The 21,585-nt window shown below is 72.3% G+C and carries 20 protein-coding genes; 11 read left to right on the forward strand and 9 right to left on the reverse strand.

Annotation, left to right across the window (positions count from 1 at the left end):
- The first annotated feature begins 86 nt into the window (after nt 1–86).
- Genes AB0O15_RS31210 through AB0O15_RS31220 form a run of 3 tightly spaced genes read left to right on the forward strand, consistent with a single transcriptional unit; the run spans nt 87 to nt 3,816 of the window.
- Nucleotides 87–1,523 carry a gamma-aminobutyraldehyde dehydrogenase gene (locus AB0O15_RS31210; protein WP_364325713.1) on the forward strand — a complete coding sequence of 479 codons (1,437 nt, stop codon included), beginning with the start codon at nt 87–89 and terminating at the stop codon, nt 1,521–1,523.
- A 2-nt stretch (nt 1,524–1,525) separates the two neighbouring features.
- Nucleotides 1,526–2,785 (forward strand): 4-aminobutyrate--2-oxoglutarate transaminase, encoded by a 1,260-nt coding sequence (gene gabT, locus AB0O15_RS31215; protein ID WP_364325716.1) that lies wholly within the window; start codon nt 1,526–1,528, stop codon nt 2,783–2,785.
- Nucleotides 2,782–3,816, forward strand: a complete 1,035-nt coding sequence (locus AB0O15_RS31220; RefSeq protein WP_364325718.1) for an epoxide hydrolase family protein — start codon at nt 2,782–2,784, stop codon at nt 3,814–3,816. The genes gabT and AB0O15_RS31220 overlap by 4 nt, the downstream gene beginning before the upstream one ends.
- Here the strand turns inward: AB0O15_RS31220 and AB0O15_RS31225 are convergent.
- Nucleotides 3,802–4,977: a saccharopine dehydrogenase C-terminal domain-containing protein gene (locus tag AB0O15_RS31225; RefSeq protein WP_364325720.1), complete on the reverse strand. Its 1,176-nt coding sequence runs from the start codon at nt 4,975–4,977 to the stop codon at nt 3,802–3,804. The two genes, AB0O15_RS31220 and AB0O15_RS31225, sit on opposite strands and share 15 nt — an antisense overlap.
- A 177-nt stretch (nt 4,978–5,154) precedes the next feature.
- Here AB0O15_RS31225 and AB0O15_RS31230 point away from each other — a divergent pair, with 177 nt between their 5' ends.
- From AB0O15_RS31230 to AB0O15_RS31240, 3 genes are read left to right on the forward strand one after another with little or no spacing between them, the layout of a single operon-like run.
- Nucleotides 5,155–5,610, forward strand: a complete 456-nt coding sequence (locus tag AB0O15_RS31230) for an Lrp/AsnC family transcriptional regulator (protein ID WP_364325723.1) — start codon at nt 5,155–5,157, stop codon at nt 5,608–5,610.
- Nucleotides 5,607–6,938, forward strand: a complete 1,332-nt coding sequence (locus tag AB0O15_RS31235) for an aspartate aminotransferase family protein (RefSeq protein ID WP_364325726.1) — start codon at nt 5,607–5,609, stop codon at nt 6,936–6,938. The genes AB0O15_RS31230 and AB0O15_RS31235 overlap by 4 nt, the downstream gene beginning before the upstream one ends.
- Nucleotides 6,923–8,155, forward strand: coding sequence for an FAD-dependent oxidoreductase (locus AB0O15_RS31240; RefSeq protein ID WP_364325728.1), 1,233 nt, complete (start codon nt 6,923–6,925; stop codon nt 8,153–8,155). The genes AB0O15_RS31235 and AB0O15_RS31240 overlap by 16 nt, the downstream gene beginning before the upstream one ends.
- A gap of 49 nt (nt 8,156–8,204) precedes the next feature.
- Here the strand turns inward: AB0O15_RS31240 and AB0O15_RS31245 are convergent, their stop codons facing one another.
- Nucleotides 8,205–8,849, reverse strand: coding sequence for a response regulator transcription factor (locus AB0O15_RS31245; protein WP_364325731.1), 645 nt, complete (start codon nt 8,847–8,849; stop codon nt 8,205–8,207).
- A complete protein-coding gene (locus AB0O15_RS31250; RefSeq protein ID WP_364325734.1) occupies nt 8,840–10,771 on the reverse strand; it encodes a histidine kinase in 1,932 nt (643 codons plus the stop codon). Before AB0O15_RS31250 ends, AB0O15_RS31245 begins: the two co-directional genes overlap by 10 nt.
- 107 nt (nt 10,772–10,878) lie before the next feature.
- On the opposite strand from AB0O15_RS31250, the gene AB0O15_RS31255 reads away from it, so the two are divergent.
- Nucleotides 10,879–11,430, forward strand: a complete 552-nt coding sequence (locus AB0O15_RS31255) for a hypothetical protein (protein ID WP_364325737.1) — start codon at nt 10,879–10,881, stop codon at nt 11,428–11,430.
- On the opposite strand, the gene AB0O15_RS31260 is transcribed toward AB0O15_RS31255, so the two are convergent.
- The gene (locus AB0O15_RS31260) at nt 11,431–13,074 is read right to left on the reverse strand and encodes a protein kinase (RefSeq protein ID WP_364325740.1); all 1,644 of its coding nucleotides are present in this window, start codon (nt 13,072–13,074) and stop codon (nt 11,431–11,433) included.
- A 118-nt stretch (nt 13,075–13,192) separates the two neighbouring features.
- Here AB0O15_RS31260 and AB0O15_RS31265 point away from each other — a divergent pair, with 118 nt between their 5' ends.
- Both AB0O15_RS31265 and AB0O15_RS31270 read left to right on the forward strand, forming a co-directional pair.
- On the forward strand, nt 13,193–13,711 hold the full coding sequence (locus tag AB0O15_RS31265) for a DUF4188 domain-containing protein (protein ID WP_364325743.1): 519 nt from the start codon (nt 13,193–13,195) through the stop codon (nt 13,709–13,711).
- Nucleotides 13,704–14,204, forward strand: a complete 501-nt coding sequence (locus tag AB0O15_RS31270) for an NUDIX domain-containing protein (RefSeq protein WP_364325746.1) — start codon at nt 13,704–13,706, stop codon at nt 14,202–14,204. Before AB0O15_RS31265 ends, AB0O15_RS31270 begins: the two co-directional genes overlap by 8 nt.
- A gap of 141 nt (nt 14,205–14,345) precedes the next feature.
- Here AB0O15_RS31270 and AB0O15_RS31275 read toward each other — a convergent pair whose 3' ends face one another.
- The 5 genes from AB0O15_RS31275 to AB0O15_RS31295 form a co-directional block, all read right to left on the reverse strand.
- Entirely contained in the window at nt 14,346–15,485 is a 1,140-nt protein-coding gene (locus tag AB0O15_RS31275; protein ID WP_364325749.1) for a YibE/F family protein, read from the reverse strand.
- Nucleotides 15,486–15,538: 53 nt separating this feature from the next.
- A complete protein-coding gene (locus tag AB0O15_RS31280; RefSeq protein WP_364325752.1) occupies nt 15,539–16,681 on the reverse strand; it encodes a tetratricopeptide repeat protein in 1,143 nt (380 codons plus the stop codon).
- A 66-nt stretch (nt 16,682–16,747) separates the two neighbouring features.
- Nucleotides 16,748–17,719 carry an NlpC/P60 family protein gene (locus tag AB0O15_RS31285; protein ID WP_364325755.1) on the reverse strand — a complete coding sequence of 324 codons (972 nt, stop codon included), beginning with the start codon at nt 17,717–17,719 and terminating at the stop codon, nt 16,748–16,750.
- Between the two features lie 147 nt (nt 17,720–17,866).
- The gene (locus tag AB0O15_RS31290) at nt 17,867–18,754 is read right to left on the reverse strand and encodes a M56 family metallopeptidase (RefSeq protein WP_364325758.1); all 888 of its coding nucleotides are present in this window, start codon (nt 18,752–18,754) and stop codon (nt 17,867–17,869) included.
- A complete protein-coding gene (locus tag AB0O15_RS31295) occupies nt 18,751–19,098 on the reverse strand; it encodes a BlaI/MecI/CopY family transcriptional regulator (protein ID WP_364325761.1) in 348 nt (115 codons plus the stop codon). Before AB0O15_RS31295 ends, AB0O15_RS31290 begins: the two co-directional genes overlap by 4 nt.
- A 75-nt stretch (nt 19,099–19,173) precedes the next feature.
- On the opposite strand from AB0O15_RS31295, the gene AB0O15_RS31300 reads away from it, so the two are divergent.
- Nucleotides 19,174–20,511, forward strand: a complete 1,338-nt coding sequence (locus tag AB0O15_RS31300) for a cytochrome ubiquinol oxidase subunit I (protein WP_364325764.1) — start codon at nt 19,174–19,176, stop codon at nt 20,509–20,511.
- A 9-nt stretch (nt 20,512–20,520) separates the two neighbouring features.
- Nucleotides 20,521–21,501, forward strand: coding sequence for a cytochrome d ubiquinol oxidase subunit II (gene cydB, locus AB0O15_RS31305; RefSeq protein ID WP_364325767.1), 981 nt, complete (start codon nt 20,521–20,523; stop codon nt 21,499–21,501).
- Nucleotides 21,502–21,585: the final 84 nt, after the last annotated feature.

Genomic DNA, 21,585 nt, shown 5'->3' on the forward strand with positions numbered 1-21,585 from the left:
GTCATTTGCAAGCGCGGGGGGAGCAAAAACGGAAAAGGTAGGCGGCGGGTCTTGCCAGCGACGGATCCAGTGCAAAGGATGGCGCCATGACCGCGAAAACCGTGCTGAAGAACGTTGTCGCCGGGGCTGCCGTTGAGCCGGCCGATGGGCGGTACGTCGACCTGATCGATCCGGCCACGGGCGAGGTGTTCGCGTCGGCGCCGGTTTCGGGGGCGGTGGACGTCGACCGGGCCATGGATGCCGCGGCCACGGCGTTCGAGACGTGGCGGGACACCACGCCGGGCGAGCGGCAGCGGGCGCTGCTCCGGTTCGCCGACGCGATCGAGGCCAGGGCCGGCGAGCTGGTGGCGGCCGAGTCGCGGAACACCGGCAAGCCGCTCGGGCTGACCGCGAGCGAGGAGCTGCCGCCGGCGATCGACCAGATCCGGTTCTTCGCGGGCGCGGCGCGGCTGCTCGAAGGGCGGTCGGCGGGGCAGTACATGCAGGGCTTCGAGTCGTACGTGCGGCGGGAGCCGGTCGGGGTCTGCGCGCAGGTGACGCCGTGGAACTACCCGCTGATGATGGCGGTGTGGAAGATCGCGCCGGCCATCGCGGCGGGGAACACCGTGGTGCTCAAGCCGTCGGACACCACGCCGGTCACGTCGCTGATGCTGGCCGAGATCGCGGCCGAGTTCTTCCCGGCCGGCGTGCTCAACGTGATCACCGGCGACCGGGACACCGGGCGGGCGCTGGTCAGCCACCCGACCCCGCAGATGGTGTCGATCACCGGGTCGGTGCGCGCGGGCATGGAGGTCGCCGAGGCGGCGAGCAGGGATCTCAAGCGCACCCACCTGGAGCTCGGCGGCAAGGCGCCGGTGGTGGTCTTCGACGACGCCGACGTGGCGAAGGCGGCGGCCGCGATCGCCGAGGCGGGCTACTTCAACGCGGGGCAGGACTGCACGGCGGCGACGCGGGTGCTGGCCGGGCCGCGGGTGTACGACGACTTCGCCGCCGCCCTGGCCGAGCAGGCCAAGGGTACGAAGACCGGCGCGGCCGACGACGAGGATGTGCTCTACGGCCCCCTGAACAACGCGCGGCAGCTCGAACGCGTCACCGGCTTCGTGGACCGGCTGCCCGACCACGCCGAGCTGGCCGCGGGTGGATCACGGCAGGGTGAGCGCGGCTATTTCTATACGCCGACCGTCATCACGAATCTGCGGCAGCAGGACGAGATCATCCAGGACGAGGTGTTCGGGCCGGTCATCACCGTGCAGCGGTTCACCGACGAGGACGAGGCGGTGCGCTGGGCCAACGGCGTGCAGTACGGGCTGGCCTCGTCGGTGTGGACCGCCGACCACGGGCGGGCGATGCGGATGACCCGGCGGCTCGACTTCGGCTGCGTGTGGGTGAACTGCCACATCCCGCTGGTCGCCGAGATGCCGCACGGCGGGTTCAAGCATTCCGGGCACGGCAAGGACCTTTCGGTGTACGGCCTGGAGGACTACACCCGGGTCAAGCACGTCATGCACCACGTCGGGGAGTGAGCGTGACGTCCTCCGAACTTCAGCGGCGCCGGTCCTCGGCCGTCGCCCGCGGTGTCAGCTCGGTCATCTCGTCCTACGTCGACAGCGCGTCCGGCGCCGGGATCCGGGACGTGGACGGCAACACCTGGCTCGACTTCGCGTCGGGCATCGCGGTGACGTCGGTCGGCAACGCGGCGCCGCGGGTGGTGGCGGCCGTCCAGCAGCAGGCGGAACGGTTCACCCACACCTGCTTCATGGTCGCGCCGTACGAGTCGTACGTGGCCGTCTGTGAGCAGCTGATCGAGCTGACCCCGGGTGGCTTCGACAAGCGGGCGGCCCTGTTCAACTCGGGCGCCGAGGCGGTCGAGAACGCCGTCAAGATCGCCCGCCACGCGACCGGACGGCCGGCGGTCGTGGTGTTCGACCACGCCTACCACGGGCGGACGAACCTCACGATGGCGCTGACCGCGAAGGTGATGCCGTACAAGCACCGGATGGGCCCGTTCGCGCCGGAGGTCTACCGCGCGCCGATGTCCTACCCGCTGCGCGACGGTGGCCTCGACGGTGTTTCGGCTGCGAGAAAAGCCATCGACGTGATCGAGAAGCAGGTCGGCGGGCCCAACGTCGCCGCGGTGCTGATCGAGCCGATCCAGGGTGAGGGTGGCTTCGTCGAGCCCGCGCCCGGCTTCCTGCCCGCGCTGGCCGAGTGGGCGCGCGCAGCGGGCGCGGTGTTCATCGCCGACGAGATCCAGACCGGTTTCTGCCGTACGGGCGACTGGTTCGCCGCCGAGCACGAGGGCCTGGAACCGGATCTGGTGACGACGGCCAAGGGCATGGGCGGCGGCCTGCCGATCGCCGGGGTGGTCGGCCGGGCCGAGATCATGGACGCCGTGCACGCGGGCGGGCTGGGCGGCACGTACGGCGGCAACCCGATCGCCTGCGCGGCCGCGCTCGCCGCCGTCGAGACCATGCGCGAGCTCGACCTCAACGCGGCCGCCCGGCGCATCGGCGAGACCATGCTCCACCGGCTGGGCAAAATCACCGAAGGCGAGGTTCGCGGCCGGGGCGCGATGATCGCCGTCGAGTTGGTGCGGCCGGGCGGCAACGAACCCGATCCGGCACGCGCGGCCGCCGCCGCGAAGGCCTGCCACGAGGCCGGGCTGCTGGTGCTGACCTGCGGCACCTACGGCAACGTGCTGCGCTTCCTGCCGCCGCTGGTGATCAGCGACGACGACCTGGCCCGAGGTTTGGACATCGTGGAGCGGGCACTCCTCCCGTCGTGACCGAACCGTTCCGGATCGCGGCCGACCCCGCGGAGATGGCCGACCTGCGGGCCCGGCTGCGGGCCACCCGCTGGCCCGACGACGCCGACGACGACCTCCGGGAGCTCGTCGCCTACTGGGCCGACAAGTTCGTGATGCCGGAGGACCGGCTCCCCCGCTTCCGCCACCGGGGCGTCGCGTTCCTGCACGCGCGGGGCCGGACGCCGGCGTTCCCGCTCATCCTGTGCCATGGCTGGCCCGACTCGTCGTGGCGCTACGAGAAGGTGCTGCCGCTGCTGAGCGCCGACTTCGACGTGGTCGTGCCGGACATGCCGGGCTTCGGGCACTCGGCCGGCCCGGCGGTCGACTCGATCGCGGTGGCCGACCGGTGGGCCGAGCTGATGACCACCCTCGGCTATCCGCGGTTCGGGGTGGCCGGCGGCGACATCGGCAGCTCGGTCGCCCGCTTCCTCGCCCTGAACCACGCCGGCCGGGTGGTCGCCGTGCACCGCATGGAAGCGAGCATGCCGGTCGACACCGGGGCGGACTACACCCCGGAGGAACGGGCCTACCTGGCCACGGCGGCGGACTGGAAGGCGCGCGAGGGCGCGTACGCCGAGATGCACCGCACCAAGCCGCTGACCGCCGCGGTCGGGCTGACCGACTCGCCGGCCGGGCTGGCCGCGTGGATCGTCGAGAAGCTGCGCTCGTGGAGCGACCCGCACGGCGGCGGCTTCACCCCGGACGAGATCTGCGAGCTGCTCACCCGCTACTGGCTGACCGGGACGATCGGCTCGTCGATGCGGATGTACGCGGCCAACGCGGCCATCCCGGTCGAGCAGCACGCGCGCCGGGTCGAGGTGCCCTCCGGCTTCGCCCTGTTCCCCGGCGACACGCTGCACCCGCCGCGCGCCTGGCTCGAACGGCTCGCGAACGTCGTCCGGGTCACCGAGATGGAACGCGGTGGCCACTTCGCGCCGGTCGAGGAGCCCGAGTTGTACGCCGGTGAGCTGCGCGACTTCTTCCAGCCGTACCGGTCACTGCTCGCGTAGGCCCCACGGGGTGCCGTACTCGATGAGCTTGTCGAGGAACGGCACCGCGTCGAAGGCCTCGGGGCCGAGGACGCCGGCGCCGTGCCAGACACCGGCCTGGAGCAGTTCCAGCGCGATGATCGGGTTGACCGCGGTCTGCCAGACGACGGCCTGCGATCCGTACGCCGCCATCGACCACTCGTTGTCGACCAGGTGGTAGAGGTAGACCGAGCGGGGCCGCCCGTCCTGGCCGAGGCCGGTGACCAGCGTCCCCGCGCACGTCGAGCCGGTCATGAGCGAACCCAGGGTGGCCGGGTCGGGCAGCACGGCGGCCACCACGTCACGGGGCGACACCCGCACGCCGCCGACGGTCACCGGCTGGGTGCGGTCCAGGCCGAGCTTGCGCAGGGTCTTCAGGACGTCGATGAACTCCTTGCCCAGGCCGTACTTGAAGGTGACCTTGCCCGCGTCGACCCAGCGCGGGATGAGCAGGACCTCCTCGTGCTCGACGTGCACGCACTCGACCGGGCCGATGCCGCCCGGGAAGTCGAAGGTCTCCGGCTCGCTCAGCGGCTCGGTGGTGTACCAGCCGCGGTCCTTCTCCCAGATCACCGGCGGGTTGAGGCACTCCTCGATGGTGGTCCAGACCGAGAACGAGGGCGCGAAGTCGTACCCCTCGACGACCAGGTTGCCGCCGTCCCGGACGCCGATCTCGTCGATCCGCGAGAACAGGTGGTCGGCCGCGTACCGGGCGAACACATCGGACAGGCCGGGCTCGACGCCGATGCCGACCAGGGCCAGCCGGCCCGCCGCCTCCCACTCGCCGGCCTGGGCGAACTGCTCGTCGCCGAGCATCACGCCGGGCCGGGAGAGCGACATGGCCATGTCCAGGTAGTCGGTGCCGGCGGCCAGGGCGCCCTCGAAGATCGGCATGACGAAGCGGGGGTCCACGGCGTTCAGCACGTGGGTGATCTCGTGCTCACGACACAGCGCCGTGACCGCGGCGGCGTCCGAGGCGTCGATCTGCGCCGCGACAAATCGGGCGTCCAGCGAAGCGACGGCCGCGGCCGAGCGCCGCAAGTCGTAGTCAGCCACCACAAAACCGGAGAAGAAGTCGCGCCGTGCGGCGATGCCGGCCGCCGCCGACCCCACACCGCCGGCGCCAATCTGAAGTATCCGCATGTCGCCCCAACCGAAACCGTGTGATCGGAGCGTTCCCGCCACGGAAACACTTGTCAAGGCCTCAGATTCTTGCGATAAACGTATGTACATCCGCCACCGCAACGGATTCAATGGGGTGACAAGTAACCGACCACGGATTCCATTGCCAGGCTTGGTGACCGAGGGCACAATCGCGGCGTGACCGACCTGGCGCTGGACGACATCAACAAGCAGATCATCGAGCACCTGCAGCGTGACGGACGGATGTCGTACGCCGCGCTCGCCAAGACCATCGGGTTGTCCGAAGCCGCGGTACGCCAACGCGTGCAACGACTCCTCGACGGCGGTCTGATGCAGATCGTCGCGGTCACCGACCCCCTGACGCTCGGGTTCGCCCGGCAGGCCATGGTCGGCGTCAAGGTGATCGGCGACCTCCGGGTGGTGGCCGACAAGCTGGCCGAGATCCCCGAGGTCGACTACGTGGTGATCTGCGCCGGCGGCTACGACCTGCTCGTCGAGCTGGTCTGCACCGACGACGAGCACCTCCTGGACCTGCTGAACGAGAAGGTCCGGGGCGTCGAGGGCGTCGCCGGCACCGAGACGTTCATGTACCTGAAGCTGGCCAAACAGACGTACGCGTGGGGAACGAGATGACGCAGGACCACCTCTGGATGCACTTCACCCGCCTGTCGGCCGGCGAGGCGCCGGTCATCGTGCGGGGCAACGGTCCGTACATCTACGACCAGAACGGCAAGCGCTACCTGGACGGGCTCTCCGGCCTGTTCGTCGTGCAGGCCGGGCACGGCCGCACCGAGCTGGCCGAGGCCGCCGCCAAGCAGGCTGCCGAGCTCGCCTTCTTCCCGCTCTGGTCGTACGCCCACCCGGCCGCGATCGAGCTGTCGGAACGACTCGCCACGCTGGCCCCCGGCGACCTGAACCGGGTCTTCTTCACCACCGGCGGCTCGGAGGCCGTGGAGAGCGCCTGGAAGCTGGCCCGCAGCTACTTCAAGCAGGCCGGCAAGCCGATGAAGACCAAGGCGATCTCGCGGATGGTGGCCTACCACGGCACCACGATGGGCGCGCTGTCGATCACCGGCCTGCCCGCGCTCAAGCAGCAGTTCGAGCCGCTGGTCCCGTCCACGTTCCGGGTGCCGAACACCAACTTCTACCGCCGGCCCGACGAGAACCTGACGCCCGAGCAGTTCGGCATCTGGGCCGCCGACCGCATCGCCGAGGCCATCGAGTTCGAGGGCCCCGACACGGTCGCCTGCGTCTACCTCGAGCCGGTGCAGAACTCCGGCGGCTGCTTCCCGCCCCCGCCCGGCTACTTCCAGCGGGTCCGCGAGATCTGCGACCGGTACGACGTGCTGCTCATCTCCGACGAGGTGATCTGCGCGTTCGGCCGGCTGGGCGAATACTTCGGGGCCGACCGGTACGGCTACCAGCCCGACATCATCACCTGCGCCAAGGGCATGACCTCCGGGTACGTGCCGCTGGGCGCCATGATCGCCTCGGAGCGCCTGGTCGAGCCGTTCCTCAAGGGCGACGCCACGTTCGCACACGGCATCACGTTCGGCGGGCACCCGGTCGGCGCCGCCGTGGCCCTGGCCAACCTCGACATCTTCGAGCGGGAACAGCTCAATGCCCACGTACGGGAGAACACCGGCCTGTTCCGGTCGTACCTCGACCGTCTGCTCGATCTTCCGATCGTCGGCGATGTCCGCGGCGACGGCTACTTCTTCGGCATCGAGCTGGTCAAGGACAAGGCGACCAAGGAGACGTTCAACGCCGAGGAGTCCGACCGGCTGCTGCGCGGCTTCCTGTCGCAGGCGCTGTTCGAGGCCGGGCTGTACTGCCGCGCCGACGACCGCGGCGACCCGGTGGTGCAGCTCGCGCCGCCGCTGATCTGCGAGGAGCAGCACTTCGCCGAGATCGAGCAGATCCTGCGTACGGTGCTGAGCGAGGCGTGGACCCGGATCTGAGCCCGTCGTTCTGGCTGGCGTCGCTGTCCCGGGAGGCGCGCCGGCCGCTCGACGGTGACACCACGGCCGATGTGGCCGTCTGCGGTGGCGGCTACACCGGGCTCTGGACGGCGTACTATCTGGCCTCGCTCGACCCCTCGCTGCGGATCGTGGTGCTGGAGGCCAGCTACTGCGGCTTCGGCGCGTCCGGCCGCAACGGCGGCTGGTGCTCCGGCCTCTTCCCGGTCGTCATGCCGGGCATGTCGCCGGCGCTGGAGGACGCGGTCGACGAGGTGGGCCGGGTGGCCGCCGCCGAGGAGATCGACTGCCACTACGCCAAGGGCGGAACCATCTCTCTGGTACGCACACCGGCCCAGCTCCGGCGCGCGGTCTCCACGCCGGGCTTCGTGGACGCCGACGCCGCCCGTGACATCTGCGGCGCCACCGGCGTGCTGGGCGGCGTCTACAGCCCGCACTGCGCCGCGTTGCACCCGGCGCGTCTCGTACGAGGGCTGGCCGGCGCCACTTCTCGTCGCGGGGTGGTCATCCACGAGGGGACGCGGGTGCTACGCACCTCCCCCGGTCGCGTGGTGACCGACCGCGGAACCGTCAGCGCGCCCGTCGTCGTGCACGCCCTGGAAGCGTGGCGGACCACCCTGCCCGGCTATCGGCGCACGGTCGCGCCGGTCTACTCCCTGATGATCGCCACCGAGCCGCTGCCCGCCGCCGACTGGGAGCGGATCGGGCTGCGGCGGCGCGAGACCTTCACCGACGAGCGGCGCCTGGTCATCTACGGCCAGCGGACCGCCGACGACCGGCTGGCCTTCGGCGGCCGCGGGGCGCCGTACCACTTCGGCTCGCGCATCCGCCCCGGCTACGACCGGGTGCCACGGGTCTTCGAAGGCCTGTCCCGCACCCTGACCGAGCTTTTCGACATCACGCCCCGGATCACCCACCGGTGGGGCGGGCCCCTGGGCATCCCCCGCGACTGGACCCCGTCCGTCGGCCTGCGCGACGACGGCCTGGCCTGGGGCGGCGGCTACGTCGGCGACGGCGTGGCCGCGGCGAACCTCGCCGGGCGTACCCTCGCCGATCTGATCCTCTCGCGGACGACCGACCGCACCGCGCTGCCGTGGGTGAACCACCGGTCGCGGCCCTGGGAACCGGAGCCGGCGCGGTGGCTCGGCATCAACGCCGCCCTGCGACGGACGATGGTGCTGGACCGCTGGGACCGTTAGCCGCCCGGGGTTGGTGCGGGCCGTACTTGGCCGTGTTTCATAACCCGGCCTAGGCGCGGAGGAAGGTCAGCACGGCCAGGACGCGGCGGTGTTCGCGCTCGTGCTGGATGAGGCCCAGCTTGGTGAAGATCGAGGTGACGTGGGCCTCGACGGTCTTGACGGCCAGATGCAGGTCGGCGGCGACCGCCCCGTTGGACAGGCCCTGGGCCATCAGCGCGAGCACGGCACGCTCGCGGTCGGTGAGCGCGTCCAGCGGGTCGCGCTCGCGGCGGCGGGCGACCAGCCGGGCCACGAGTTCGGGGTCGATGACGGTCTCGCCGCGAGCCACCTTCCGCACGTCGGCGCCGAACGCGACGAGGTCGGAGACCCGGTCCTTCAACAGGTAGCCGACGCCGCCGTCGAACTCGGTCATCAGCCGCAGCGCGTGGTGCACCTCGACGTACTGCGAGAGCAGCATCAGGCCGATGTCCGGCGAGGTCGCCCGGATCGCGGCCGCGGTGTCGAGGCCCTCGGCCGCGAACCCGGGCGGCATGCGCAGGTCGATCACCACCACGTCGGGTGGGTCGGCGCGCACCCGGGCCAGCAGGGCCGGGCCGTCGCCGGCCTGGCCGGTCACGGTGAACCCGACGTCGGTGAGCACGCGGGCCATGCCCTCGCGGAACAGCACGGCGTCGTCGGCCAGCATCACGCGCACGGGATCACCGTCCGCAACCGGGTGCCGGCCGGGTCGCTCCGCACCGTCAGCCGGGCGTCCAGGGTCGCCAGCCGGTCGGCCAGCCCGGCCAGGCCACCGCCCGCCCGCAGCTCGGCGCCGCCGTGGCCGTCATCGCACACCTCGACGGTCAGCACGTCACCGGCGAGGCCGACCCGGACCACGACGGCCCCGGCGCCGGAGTGCCTGGCCGCGTTCGTCAGCCCTTCGCTGACCACGAAGTACGCGGTGGACTCGATCTCGGCCGGCAACCGCCGGGGCACCGACACGGTCAGCCGGACCGGCAGCGGCGAACGGTCGGCGAGGAACCCGGCCGCGGCCGCCAGCCCGTCCTGGGTGAGGACCGCGGGGTGCAGTCCCCGCGCCATCTCCCGCAGCTCCGCGGTCGCCTCGAGAAGCTGCCGGCGCACGTCGTCGGCCCGGGCCGCGACCTCGGCCGCCCCGGTCGTCGTGGCCAGCCGCACCACCCCGCCGAGCTCCATGGCGACGGTCACCAGGCGCTGCTGCGCGCCGTCGTGCAGGTCACGCTCCAGCCGCCGGCGCGCGGCGTCGCCGGCCGCGACCAGCCGCTGGGCCGTGGCCCGCAGTTCCAGGACCAGCCCGGCCTGGGCGGCCAGGTCACCGACCAGCCGCTGCTCCCCGCCGGACAGGGCCTCGCCCGGCGCCTTGGCCACCGTGATCGCGCCACGGAACCGGCCGTCGTGCCGGATCGGCACGGCCACCAGATCGGACAGCAGGCGCGGGCCGGCCGGCAGCGGCGTCGTGGCGGGCCAGGCCGAGACGGCGCGCAGTTCGCCGGGCGAGCCGGTCCAGAGCACCACCTCCCGCGCTCCGACGGCGTCGGCCACGGTGCCACAGATGCCGTCGAGCACTCCGCCGGCCGGGGCGGTGAAGTGCGCCGACAGCCGGGACAGGGCCTCGTAGGGGGTGGCCCGACGCCCGTACACGAGCCGGTCGGCCAGCCGCTGGACCCGCGTGCGCAGCGGCTCGAAGGCGACCGCCACGAGACCGGTGGCCAGCAGCGACAGCAGGGTGCCGTACCCGCCGACCAGACGTCCGACGCCGGCCACGACGACGGCGTAACCGGCGGTCACCAGCGCCGCCATCGCCCCGAGGACCAGCGACTTGTTGATCACCGGGTCGATGTCGTAGAGCCGGTGCCGGAGGATCGCGGCGCCGGCCGCCACCGCCAGCAGCGGCACGGTCAGCGTGCCGGGGACCGGCGAACCCCAGACCACCAGACCGGCCACCATGACCGCGGCCGACACCGCCGCCGCGTACAGGAACCAGCGCATCTGGCGGGCCTCGTCGCCACGGGCCCGCCACACCCGCACCGCCACGCAGGCCACCCAGGTCAGCTGGGACAGCAGGTAGACCACGGGACGGGCGACGCGGTAGAAGGCGTCCGCGACCGGCAGGCCGGGAAGGCCGAGCGGATGAGCCGCGACCAGGCCGGTACGCGCGTACTCGACCGGCCACAGCGCCGAGACCGTCGCCAGCACGAGCCCGGCCCCGGCCAGGACGGCGGCGACCGGCACCCACCCGCGGGACGGCAGGCGGCCGGTCGGGAAGCACATCACCGCGAGGCCGATCAGCACCAGCACCAGCGGCAGCGGCCAGACCCCGAGCCAGCCGATCCACGAGGCGCCCGGCAACCGGCCGGCGTGCAGGCCGTACTGCCGTCCGGCGAACATCACCGCGTGCGCGACGCCGACCGCGACGAACAGCCGGCCCTCGCGGTGGCCGGGGCGGCGGTGGACCACGTACGTCCCGACGGCGGTGAACGACACGGCGATCAGCCCGTTGTGCAGGTTGCCGACGTGGAGGCCGAGCGCGAAGCCGCCGGCGACCAGCACGGCGGTCACCGCACCGGCCGCCCAGCGCAGCGCCCACCGGAAGATCACGTCTGTATCGTGCCAGCGCCGGACCCCGCTGTGACCAGGGTTAACCCGGCGATTGCCCGAGGGCCGGCCCCGATGACCGGCCGGGTCGTGGCGCCGAGAGTGGAACCATGACTTCCACTCCCCTGGAGCGCGTGCTCACCGCGTCGCTCGTCGTCGCACCCGCCGTCTATCTGATCGCCGACCTGCTGTACGCGACCCGCGGCTGGGACGACCCCACCGCCGGCGTGGTCCACGTCCTCGGCGCCGTCGGCTACCTCCTGGTCATGGTCCGCCTCGCGACCCTCGGCCACGGCGTCCTGGCCGCGGTCCTGCTCGTGGCCGGCGCGTTCGGCGCGGCCGGTGACGTCGCGTACGGCTTCAACACGATCCACGTCTCGCTGGGCGACACCGACCTGGTCGACGCGGCCGGCGCCGCCGTGCTGATCAAGCCCCTCGGCCTGTGCTTCCCGCTCACCCTGCTGCTCGGCGCCCTGGTCCTGCGCCGGCTCGCGCCGACCTGGACCGTCGTCCTGCTCGCGGTGAGCGCGCTGCTCTGGCCGGTGGCTCACATCGCGAACGTCGGCTGGCTGGCCGTGCTGGTCAACGCCGCGCTCGTCGCGGTGTTCGGCGTGGTCGCGGCCGTCCTGACCCGCTCGCCGGCCCCGGTACCGGCCGGCTGATCACCAGGCGACGACGCCCTGGCGGCTGGGCTGGAGGGTGCCCAGCTGGAGTGAGGTCATGGCGATGCGGGGGGTGCCGGGGTCGGGGAAGCCGTCCATCTGGGCGACCACGCCGGTGGCCGAGGACTCCAGGCTCGCGCGGAACGTGCTGGCGGCGGGGCATTCGTTGCGGTCGCAGGCCACCCACTTCATGCCCTGGAAGGCGCCGCCGCCGGGGAACAGGGTCGTGTCGAGGGCCTCGCCGGGCTCGTCGACCGAGGCGGTGCGCACGTCGATGCGCCCGTCGGCGGCGTCGTAGAGGCGGACGAACACCCGGCCGTCGACCCGGCAGCGGTCACCGGACTCGTTGACCACCGAGATCAGGGCCCGGTGGGTGCCGGGGGCGTCGGGGGTGTCGTCCTGGGCGGAGATGGTGACGCTGACGTCGGCGCTCTTGCACAGGCGGACCTTGGGCCGGGCCTTGGACGGCGCCACCGACGGGGCGTCGTCCTGCGGCGGCTTCGGTTTGTCGGTGGCGGAGGGGCTCGCGGCGGGGGCGGCCCTCGACGCGACGGCCGACGGCGCGGGCGGGCTGGGGGCGTTCTCGACCGAGGAGGACGGCGCGGGGGCCAGGGCCGCGGGACTGTCCGCCTCGACCAGTTGCCGCATCGGGGTGAACGCCAGCAGACCGGCGAGCACGATGCCGATCAGGGCGACGGCGGCCAGGATGGGGGCGGTGCGGCCCCAGCGGCGGCGGTCCGACACGACCGTGGTGGCGTTGCTCGCCGCCGCCACCGGTTGCCGGACGGCCTGGGCGGCGTGCCGCAGCTCGGGGGTGTCGCCGGCGCCGCCCGCGGCCACCAGCATGTCGAGCAGCTCGGCGGCGGTCGGCCGGCGGGCCGGGTCCTTGTCGAGGGTCAGCGCGACGATGTCGCGCAGCGGCGCGGGCAGGTCGCCCAGGTTCGGCTGCTGGGTGAGGATGCGCGCGGCGGTCGCGGCAGCGGAGTCGCCGTTGAAGGGGGTACGCCCGGTGCCCGCGTACGTGACGACGACACCCCAAGCGAACACGTCGGCGGCCGGGCCGACCGCGCGGGCCGAGTCGGCGTCGAAGCGCTCGGGCGCCATGTAGGCGACCGTGCCGACCATCTGGTCGGTGCCGGTGTGCTGGCTGGTCGCCTCGAAGGCGCGGGCGATGCCGAAGTCGATCACCTTCGGGGTGCCCAGCGAGAACAGGACGTTCCGGGGCTTGAGGTCGCGGTGGATCACCCCGGCGCCGTGGATGGCGGCGAGGGCGGTCGCCACGCCGACGGCCACGCTGTACAGGTTGCCGCCGGACAGCCGGCCGTGATCGGCGACGACGTCGGCCAGGCTGGGGCCGTCGACGTACTCGACGACCAGGTAGGGGGTCTCGTGGTCGGCGTCGGCGTCGAGCAGCTCGGCCGTGCAGAACGGCGGCACCTGGCGGGCCCGGTTCACCTCACTGCGGAAACGGGCGCGGAACTCTTCCTCGTACGCCAGCTCAGGCTTGATGATCTTGATCGCCACGGGCCGGCCGCCGGGGGCGCGGCCCAGGAAGACCGTGCCCATGCCGCCCTGGCCGAGGCGGCTCTCGAGTCGGTAGACACCGATCCCACGCGGGTCGGTCGGTCGCAGCGGGCCCCTCATCGACCGGAACGATACTACGGACGAATCCGGCGGGCTCGTCGGCGGACATCAGTACATGATCTGGAGTGCCGTGGGGCATCCGCCCCCATTATGGACGATGCGGACCTAGCCTTCACGAGTGCTGCTTGACAGTGTGCGACTGCTGTTTCACCCGGAGTGGATGCGCGACCGCGGACCGGCCGGCGTCCGCCCCGGGAAGGTGGCGCCCGGCAACGGCGAGCCCATCGTGGTGTTCCTGTTCGGCATCCGGATCAACCGATGGCGCCAGGTGCGGCGGTGGCTGCCGCTGCTGCTGAGCGTGGCCGGGATGCTCCGCGACCTCGCCGCGGCGCCGGACAGCGGCCTGCTCGGCTACCGGCTGCTCCTCGGGCCGGGGCCACGGCAGGCGATGGTCGTGCAGTACTGGCGCAGCCCGGCCGACCTGCACCGGTTCGCCCGTGGAGCGGCCCACGACGACGCGCGGCGACGCTACTGGTGGCACTACGGGGCCGGGGACGGCGTGGGCGTGTGGCACGAGCTGATCCACTCCCCCTCGGGCGCACACCACGCCATGTACGGCAACATGCCGCCGATGGGCCTCGGCGCCGTGCGGCCGGTGCGCCCCGAGGAATGGCAGTACGTTTCTTCCCGTGGATGAGCTGATCGACGTCGTGGACGAGCAGGACCGGGTGGTCGGGCGGGCGCGGCGGAGCGAGGCGTACGCGCGCCGGCTGCGTCATCGGTGCTCGTTCATCCTGGTGCGCGACGCCGGCGACCGGATCTTCGTGCACCGGCGTACGGCCACCAAGCAGGTGTTCCCGTCGCTGCACGACATGTGGGTCGGCGGGGTGGTCGGGGCCGGCGAGACGTACGACGAGGCCGCCCGGCGCGAGGCCGAGGAGGAACTCGGGGTCACCGGGCTGCCCCGGCCGACGCCGCTGTTCAAGTTCCTCTACGAGACCGGCGAGCACGCGTGGTGGTCGGCGGTCTATCAGGTGCGGTGTACGCAGCCCGTCCGGCCGCAGGTCGAAGAGGTCGCCTGGCACACGTTCCTCACCGACGAGGAGCTGACGGCCAGGCTGGACGACTGGGACTGGGTGCCGGACGGGCTGGCCGCCTACCGCGAGCTGCTCAGGCGGGTCAGTCCTTGATGTCGTGCCGGGTGATCTTGCCGGAGACGGCGTCGGTCCGGATCCGGTGCTCGTAACGCCCGTTCTGGATCTCGCGATCTCGTCGGAGTTGCCGAACTTGATCGGCGGCAGCGGTTGACCAATGTGCGAGCGCGACGGCGCTCAGCGGGCGTGCCGGGCGTGGCCCCGGACCGGGTGCCGGCCGGCGGCGCCGGGGCGCAGGTCGGCGACCAGCGTGGCCAGGGCCGTGGTGATCGGCACCGAGGCGACCAGGCCGATCGTGCCGACCGCGCTGCGCAGGATCTCCTGGACGATCAGCTCGCTGGTCAACAGCTGCCCGAGCGGCTGGTCGGTGGCGGCGATGAGCAGGAGCAAGGGCAGGGAGGCCCCGGCGTACGCCAGGACGATGGTGTTGACCGCCGACCCGACGTGGGCCCGGCCGACCCGGATCGCCGACGCGTACAACTCACGCCGCGACGACCGGCCGGCGGCGGCCATCTCGCCGACCGTCACCGCCTGGGTGACCGTCACGTCGTCCAGCACCCCGAGCGCGCCGATCACGATGCCGGCCAGCAGCAGGCCGCGGGTGTCCAGGTTCGCGCGCGTGGCCGACAGGTACGCCGCGTCGTCGCTGCCCACGCCGCTGAGGCTGAGCAGCGCGGTGAAGGCGGTGCCGAGCAGGCCGGTCAGCACCAGGCTGGCCAGCGTCCCGGCCACCGCGACCGAGGTGTGCGTGTTCACGCCGTGCGTGAGGTACAGCGCCGCGAACATGATCGCCGCGGCGCCGACCACGGCGACCAGCAGCGGCGGCGAGCCGTCCAGGATCGCCGGCAGCACGAAGAACAGCAGCACCAGGAACGACACCGCGAGGCCGGCCAGGCTGGTCAGCCCGCGCCACCGGCCGAACGCCACGATCACGGCCACCGCCAGCGCGATGAGGACGACCAGGGGCATCCCCCGCTGCTGGTCGATCACCGAGTAGACCCGGCCGCCGGGCACCGCGTCGGGGAAGTACAGCAGGACCACGTCGTCACCGACCGACAGCCGGGGCGCGCCGGGGCCCTGCGGCAGGTCGACGATGGTGGTGCTGCCCGCGCCGGGACCGGTGGTGACCCGGACCGCGGCCGTGCCGCACGGCGGGGCGCCGGCGTCCGGCGGGCAGGCCTGCTCGGAGATCGCGGTGACCTCGCCGGACGCGCGCTGCCCGCCGTCGTCGACCGGCGCCTCGGTGACGCCGCCGGGCCAGAGCACGATCAGGCCGACGAGGGTGAGCACGGCAGCGGGAATCAGCACCGCGAACATGAGGCGGCGCGTGCGACGCGAGGTGGGGGGCACGTCGTGCGTGTGGCTGTGTGTCACTTCTGCTTGGGAGGGTCCTTCCAGGCTTCGCGGAGCTCGCGCTTGGCGGTCTGCCACCACTCGCGCAGCTCGGCGCCGAGCTGACGGAACTGATTGCCGACGTTGCGCAGCGCCCACCTGTGGCCGGGGTCGTCGAGCCGGGCGCCGATCAGCTCGGCCAGGCCGAGCAGCCAGAGGATCGGCATCAGCCCCAGCGCCACCAGCGGCAGCGCGGTCACGGCGCTCACCGCGTACCCGACGAGGAGGGTGACCGACCCGCCGACGGTGACCAGACCGGCGACGACCGCGCGCCGGAACAGGCGTGGGGTGAGGCGCAGGCACCGCCAGGGGGTGGCGCGGGCCGGGATCAGCACCCGTGCGGCCAGGCCGGCGACGCCCAGCGCGAAGCCGGCCGCGAGCACCCGCCCCCACCACCAGCCGGCCAGGGCGGGCACCACGACCAGCACGACCGCCGGGCCGAGCCAGCGGCGGAGCGCGCTCAGCAGGCTGCGCATCGGCCACGTCATGGAGAGCACGTCGGGATGGGCCGGGTCGTCCCGGGCCACGCCGCGCAGGCCGCGCATCGACCGGCCGACCTTGAGCCGCTCGGCGTCCAGCATCGCCATCAGCCACCGGCCGTACGGGTGGGCCGGGTCGTAGGCCAGCGCCCGCCGGGCCATCTCGGTCGCGGCCTTCCGCTCCCCCGCGTCCCGTTCCACCCCGGCCAGGGTGAGCAGGCTCTCCACCGAGTCCGGGCCGAGCGTCAGGGCCCGCCGGGCGGCCGCGCGGGCGTGGTCGTGGCGACGGGCCCCGGCCAGCGCCCGGGCCAGCACCCGGTGACAGTACGGATCATGCGGGTCCAGGCGTACCGCCTCGCTCGCCGAGACGATCGCCTCGTCGTCGCGCAGCATCGCCAGCAGGCTCTCGGCCCGCTCGGCGTGCGGCCCGGCCAGCAGCGGATCGGCGGCCAGGGCGGCGTCGCAGACGGCCACCGCGCCCGGGTAGTCGAGCCGCATCCGCAACACGTAGCCCAGCAGCACCAGCAGGTCGGCGTCGCCGGGCGCCTCGGCGAGACCGTCGCGCAGCAGCCGCTCGGCGTCCGCGTACCGGCCCAGCTCGGCCAGGTTGCGCGCCCTGCGGGAGATCACCGCCACGGTCATGGCACCGAATTATGCACCGGAAGGGTTCATCGCCGCGTCGCCCGGCCGAGCGCCCTGGTCGGCGTCCTAGCCCGGCCGGCGGTAGCCGATGGCCCCCATCCGGTCGACGTCGGTCATGCGCACGTGGTCACCGGTGTGCGGCGCGTGCACGATCTTGTTCCCGCCGACGTAGATCCCCACGTGGTGTGGATAGAAGACCAGGTCGCCGGGTTGCAGATCACCGCGGCTGATCGGCCGGCCCTGGCCGATCTGGGCCCCGGTGTAGTGGGTGAGGTGCACACCGACCGCGTTCCACGCCGCCATGGTGAGGCCGGAGCAGTCGTAGCCGCCCGGCCCGATGGCGCCGAAGACGTAGGGCGTGCCGATCAGGCTGCAGGCCTTCTGGGCGGCCCGGTTGCCCTTCTCCTTGGTGTACGTCGCCGGGCAGGGGCCGAGCCGCAGCGGGCCGTCGTCGCCGGTCTTGCCGTACGCCGCGAGCCGCAGCGTCTGGAGCTGGTCGACCTTCTTCTGAATACCGGCCTTGGACCGGGCCAGGCCCACGTCCTGGGCGGCCAGCGCCTTGGTCAGCGTGTCCAGGTCCTGCTTGTCCTGGCTCAGCCGGTCTCTGAGCGTGACGACGTCCTTGACCGAGTTGCGCTGGTGCTTCGCGTACTGGTCGAGGAACTCGAGCTTGTCGGTCAGGCCCTGCGCGTTGCCGGTGAGGATCATCGCCTTCACCGCGGACGGCGAGCCCTGCATGTAGGTCTGCGCGGCCATCCCGCGCACCTGGCCCATCGCGACGTTGACCTGGACCTCGAGCGGGGTCAGCCGCTTCTGGATGGCCTGGAGCTTCCGGCGGTTGGCCTGGAGTTCGCCGTGCACCTTGTTGTACTGCTCGATGACCGGCTCGAGCTTGTCCCACTGCTGGTCGATCTGCTTCTCGACGTTCGACGGCGTGGGCTCGGCCAGCACGCCGGGGGAAGCGAGCGCCGGCTTCGGGATGACGATCACGGTCGCAAGGACGGCGAAGACGCAGAGCAATCGGCGTGCGCGGCTCACGAAGGTGGTCGGTCCTTTCGCTCAGCCGCCGAGGTTCGGGCGGCGGTTTCGCGGATCGACCGGGGTCGGTCGATAGGGGAACCGCGGAACCGCGGATCACCGTACTCCGCCGCTCTGGCGTTCGGAAACCGTGCCGTGACCCTTTACTCAGAGTGGCCAGTTGCTGACCGCGACACTGAGCCACGGGACGACTACCACGAGCGTGGGCAGCACCAACAGCGCCACCGCTCCGACCAGGACAATCACGGAGAGTGCCAACGATCGGGGTGGCGGATCGGTCAATCGGGACAGTCGCCGGTCCCGTCCCGCGCCGCCCACTTCGTCGCCCCCGTCGCTCAGCAGAGTGAGCGCCCCGCGCACGGATGCGGCGCCGGACCGCCGCGCGGCCGCGTCGTCGGCGACCATCTCGAGCAGCAGCCGGACCGCGTCGAGGGGCGCGCGGGACCGCAGCGGACGGGGCACGGCCTGGTAGAACGCCGTGAACGACTCACGCACCAGCTCGTGCCGGTGCCGCAGGTGCGCCTGCTCGTGGGCGATCACCGCGGCGATCTGTGTGGCGTTGAGCACATCCAGCGCTCCGCCGCTCAGAACGACCCGCGGCGAGCGCCCGGCGACGCAGTAGGCCAGCGGCTGTGCGCCGTCCAGGACCCGCAGCCCCTCGACGTCCAGACCGTGTCGTTGCTCGGCCCGGTCGAGCAGGTCGACCAGCAGCCGGTGCCGGGCCCGGCGGGCGCGCGACCGCCACATCACCCCGCCCAGCGAGATCAGCAGCCGCAGCACGATCACCGCGGCCACGGCCAGCGCGGCGATCAGCGCGACGATGGCGATCCGGCGGTCGCCACGGAACGCGCGGATCAGCTCCTCCGGTCCGGCCAGCACGACACCCAGCGCGCACAGCACACCGGCGAGCGTGATCGCCTGCCAGAGCACGACGGCCGGCGCCGGGGCGCGGTCGGGCCACCGGGCGGCGGCCAGCAGACCCGGCGCGACCAGCGAGAGCAGCAGGCCGAGCGCGCCGAGCAGGAGCGCCGTCACTCGCCCTTGCGGGCGGCCTCGATGGCCGCCGTCAACGCGTCCGGGGACAACTGGCCGACGAAGTAGGCGAGCGCCGCGTCCTTGTCGGGGGTGTCGGCCAGAGCATCCATCATCAGGCCGGCGGTCATCTGCTCGCGGGTCTGCGCCGGGGCGTAGAGCCAGGCCCGGCCGTCCCGCTCGCGGGTCACCACGCCCTTCTTGGCCAGCCGGTCGAGGACGGTCATCACGGTCGTGTACGCGAGGTCGCGGCCGCGCAGCCGCTCGTGCACGTGACGCACGCTCAGCGGCCCGGCGCTCTCCCACAACTGGGTCATGACCTCACGTTCCAGGTCTCCGAGCGGCATGTGAGCGAGTCTACTGCACGCCGTCGTACTACGCGGCGTAGTATCTACTACGGAACGTCGTAGAGAGGTGTCCTGATGGACGTGCTGGACCTGACCCGGCTGCAGTTCGCGGTCGTCACGATCTACCACTACTTCTTCGTGCCGATGTCGATCAGCCTGGCCGGGATCGCCGCGGGGCTGCAGATCGCCTGGCTGCGTACGAAACGGGAAGAGTTCCTGACCCTCACCAAGCTGACCGGGAAGTTGCTGATCATCACGTTCGCGGTCGGCGTGGTCACCGGGCTGGTGCAGGAGTTCCAGTTCGGGATGGGCTGGAGCGCGTTCGCCACGTTCTACGGCGACGTGTTCGGGCCGACGCTCGCGATCGAGGGGATGCTCGCGTTCTTCCTCGAGGCGACGTTCCTGGCCCTCTGGTACTTCGGCTGGGAACGACTGCCGCGCCCGGTCCACCTCGCGACGATCATCGTGGTCTCGGTGGGCACCATGCTGTCCGCGTTCATCATCCTGGCCGGCAACTCGTTCATGCAGAACCCGGTGGCGTACGCGCTGGACCCGGTGACCGGCCGCGCCCAGCTGTCCTCGTTCAGCGAGCTGCTGCTGAACAAGGTCAACCTGGCCGCCTTCCCGCACACGATGGCCGGCGCGGTCATGGTCGGCGGTTCGCTCATCCTGGCCATCGGGGTCTGGCGCGAATTCGGCGTGTACGCCCGCCTCGGCGCGTGGCTGACCCTGATCGGCGGCGCGCTGACCGCCCTGACCGGCGACCACCTCGGCAAGGTCATCACCGAGGTCCAGCCGATGAAGATGGCCGCCGCCGAGGCCCTCTACTCGACCACCACCGGGGCGCCGTTCTCCCTCTTCGCCGTCGGCGACTCGTTCCGCGTCGACATCCCCTACCTGCTGTCCATCCTGGCCAAGGGCTCACCCACCTCGACCGTGCAGGGCATCGACGACCTCCAGGCGCAGTACGTCGCCCAGTACGGTCCCGGCAGCTACGTGCCGATGATCCCGGTCGCGTTCTGGTCGTTCCGCCTGATGATCGGCGTCGGGATGCTGGCCGCCGCGGTCGCCGCGCTGTACCTGTTCCTGGGGCGGCGCGGGCGCACCCCGCACCGGTGGCTGCTGCGCTGGCTGCCGCTGATCCCACTGCTGCCGACCGCCGCCAACGCGATCGGCTGGATCTTCACCGAGACCGCGCGGCAGCCGTGGCTGGCGTTCGGGCTGACCACGGTGGCCGAGGGGATCTCACCCGGCCTGACGCGGGCCGAGGTGATCGCTTCGCTGGCCGGTTTCACCCTGGTGTACGGGGTGCTGGCCGTGGTCTGGCTCCGGCTGGTGCGGCACGTGTGCCGTGATGATTCCTCGTCCTCGTCCCCCGCCCAGCCACTCGTTTCTTCCACCTCGTCGTACTAGGAGCCAACCATGATCACCTTCTGGTTCGCGCTGGTCGTGCTGGCCTGGGTGCTCTACTTCGTACTCGAAGGCTTCGATTTCGGGGTCGGGATCCTCGCACCCCTGCTCGGCCGGGACGATCACGAGCGCGGGGCGGCCATCCGCACGGTCGGCCCGTTCTGGGACGGCAACGAGGTGTGGCTGGTCGCGGCCATCGGCGTCACCTTCGCGGCCTTCCCCGCCTGGTACGCGGCCCTGCTGTCCGGCCTCTACCTGCCGTTCGCGCTCGTCCTGCTGCTGCTGGCGATCCGGGGCGTCGCCCTCGAATTCCGGGGCAAACACTCGTCCGCCGCCTGGCGACGACGGGCGGAGTGGGCGCTCTTCGGCTCGTCGGCCGGGGTGATGCTGCTGTGGGGTGCGCTGCTCGCCGTGTTCGCCCGGGGGCTGGCCCTGGACGCCGCGGGATCGGTGACCGGGTCCGGGCTTTCGCGCAGCCTCGGCCCGCTGGGGAACGCCTGGTCGCTCCTCGGCGCGGCACTCGCCCTGGGCGGGGCGGTGCTGCTCGGGGCGACGTTCCTGGGCCTGCGAACGACCGGCCCCGTGCGGCGGCGGGCCCGGCGGGTGGCGGTGGGCGCCGGCCTGTTCCTGGCCGTCCTGACCTTCGCCGCCGGGTGGGCCATGTCCAGCCGGCCCCTGCTGGTCGGGGCGATGGTCGCGCTCGGTGTGACGATCCTGGCCCGGGCCGGGCGAGAGTCAACCGCCTTCGTGGGTACGGCCGTGGGCACGGCCTTCGCGGTCGCCATGATCCTGACCAGCCACGGCGACGTGGTGCTGCCGAGCACGCTGAACGAGGCGTGGTCGCTGACCCGGACCTCCGCCGCGGCCACCGATTCGACGTTGCGGCTGCTGACCATGGCCGGGCTGATCATCCTGCCCGGGGTGCTCGCCTACCAGGCGTACTCCTACTGGGTCTTCCGCCGCCGCGTCGCCAGCGAACGGATCCCGTCATGAGCGCCCCTCCCCCTTCCGCGCCTTCCCCTTACGCGGGCTCTTCCCCCGCGGCCTCTTCGCGTGGCCGGGGGCCGGTTGATCCGC

This window comes from Actinoplanes sp. NPDC089786, assembly GCF_040684855.1.
GTDB lineage: Bacteria > Actinomycetota > Actinomycetes > Mycobacteriales > Micromonosporaceae > Actinoplanes.